The organism is Frankia canadensis (genome assembly GCF_900197875.1).
GTDB classification, from domain to species: Bacteria; Actinomycetota; Actinomycetes; order Frankiales; family Frankiaceae; genus Frankia; species Frankia canadensis.
In genome coordinates this window covers 1-2,036 of record NZ_FZMO01000388.1, presented here as the reverse complement: position 1 = coordinate 2,036, position 2,036 = coordinate 1, and the positions used below count along the sequence as shown (strand labels likewise).

Here is a 2,036-nt window from a genome sequence, read left to right as displayed (position 1 = left end):
ACGCTGCACGACGAATGGTCGATGATCTGGTACAACGCACGCACGCCGCTGAGCGTTGCCGGGGTGCTCGTCGCGCTGGTAGTGGCCTGGCAGCTCGCGATCACGATCGGTGACGTGCCGCGCTACCAGGTCGCGTCCCCGGCGGACACCGCCGGCGCCATCGGTTCCCACGCCGGCCTGCTGCTGAGCCGGATCTGGGTGACCGCGCAGGGCGCCGTGCTCGGGCTCGCCGCGTCGGCGGCGCTCGCGCTACTGCTCGCCGTCGCGGCGCTACGCTGGCCGATCATCCGTACGCCGTTGACCGCCTACGCGCTGCTGGTGCGCACCCTGCCGATCGTCGGCGTCGCGCCGCTGTTCACCCTGGTCACCGGGCATGGTCTCGGCACGTCGGTGGCCTGCGTCGTCGTGGTGACCGTGTTCACGCTGCTGATCGCCGCCCTGGACGGCTTCGCGGCCGTGCCCGCCGAGGTAAGCGAGCTGCAGGACCTCTATGCCACGTCCTTCTCGTGCCGGCTGCGGCTCGGCGCCCTGCCGAGCGCGGTCGGCAGCCTGCTCGTCGGGCTGCGCGTCGCCGCGCCGATGGCGGTGCTCGCGGCGCTGCTCGCCGAATGGCTGTCCGGTCTCGGCGGCGTCGGCGAGCTGATGACGTCCGCGCTGGCGAACCGGGACACCGACCTGCTGTGGGCGACCAGCGTCGTCGCCGCGCTGCTGGGCCTCGCCGCCTACGGACTGCCCTCCCTGCTCGTCGCGTGGGCCGCCCACCTGGGCTACGCGGTGGTGCCCAGCACCGGAACCGAGGGAGGACGCCGATGACCGCACCGTCGACATCCGGACCGTCCGTACTGGCGGGCCAGACCCGCGGGGAGGACACCCTCGCACCGCCGGCGGAGCTGCTGGCACGGGTCGACCACCACCTCGCCGCGCACGAACGGCGCTGGTGGGAGCTGGCCCAGGCGGTGCACGCCCGGCCCGAGCTCGGCCTCGTCGAGTTCCACGCCGCCGGGCTGCTCACCGCGGCGCTCGAGGAGCGGGGCTTCGCGGTGACCCGCGGTCTTGCCGGGATGCCGACCGCGTTCCGCGCCGAGTACGGCACCGGCCCGCTGACCGTCGCGCTCACCGCCGAGTACGACGCCCTGCCCGGCATCGGCCACGCCTGCGGGCACAACCTCATCGGCGCCATGGCGATCGCCGCCGCCGCCGCGCTTGCCCCCGTCGCGGCCGAGGCCGGCCTGCGGGTGGTCGTCGTCGGCTGCCCCGCCGAGGAGAACGCCGGCGGGAAGATCTACCTGGCCGAGGCCGGTGTCTTCGACGACATCCACCTGGCCGCGCAGATCCATCCGGCCAACCGGGACGAGCTGTGCCCCGCGACGCTGGCGAATGACACTCTCACCGTCCGTTATCACGGGCATCCCGCGCACGCCTCCTCGTTTCCCGAGCGCGGCCGCAACGCCTACGACGCGATCACCGTGGCGAACGTCGCGATCGGGCTGCTGCGCCAGCAGCTACCGGCCACCGTGCGCGTCCACACGCTGGTCACCCAGGCGGGCGAGGCGGTGAACATCATCCCCGAGCGGGCGGCGATGACGGTGAAGATCCGCGCTGCCGACGTGGCCACGCTCGACGATGTGACCGCCCGGGTGGGGGACTGCCTGCGCGCCGGTGGGCTCGCGACCGGCTGCGAGACGACCATCGAACGCGCGCTGCCCCGCTTCGCCGAGATCCGCTACGACCGGCTGCTCTCGCTGCTGTTCGCCCGCTCCTGCCACCGCTTCGCCGACGCCGACCTGTCCTACCTGACCGGACCCGGCCTCGCCGACGCCGACCTGGCCGGAACGGACCAGACGTACACCCCGCCGTCCGGGCGGGCGGCGAGCACCGACGTCGGGAACCTGTCGTGGCTCGTCCCCACCATCCAGCCGATGCTGCGCCTCGACACCGGCGGCAGCGGCAACCACGAGCCGGCCTTCACCGCCGCGGCGGCCTCGCCGAGCGCCCGGCTGCTGCTCGCCGACGGCGCGCACGCCCTGGCCGGCGCG

At 74.1% G+C, this 2,036-nt stretch carries 2 protein-coding genes; both read left to right on the top strand.

The features are described 5' to 3' along the window. Positions 1–813: ABC transporter permease (locus C1A33_RS24310; protein ID WP_207770476.1), on the top strand; the 813-nt coding region annotated here is incomplete at its 5' end. Further along, positions 810–2,036 (top strand): M20 family metallopeptidase (locus tag C1A33_RS24305; protein ID WP_101833648.1); only part of this gene is annotated, 1,227 nt, incomplete at its 3' end. The genes C1A33_RS24310 and C1A33_RS24305, both read left to right, overlap by 4 nt.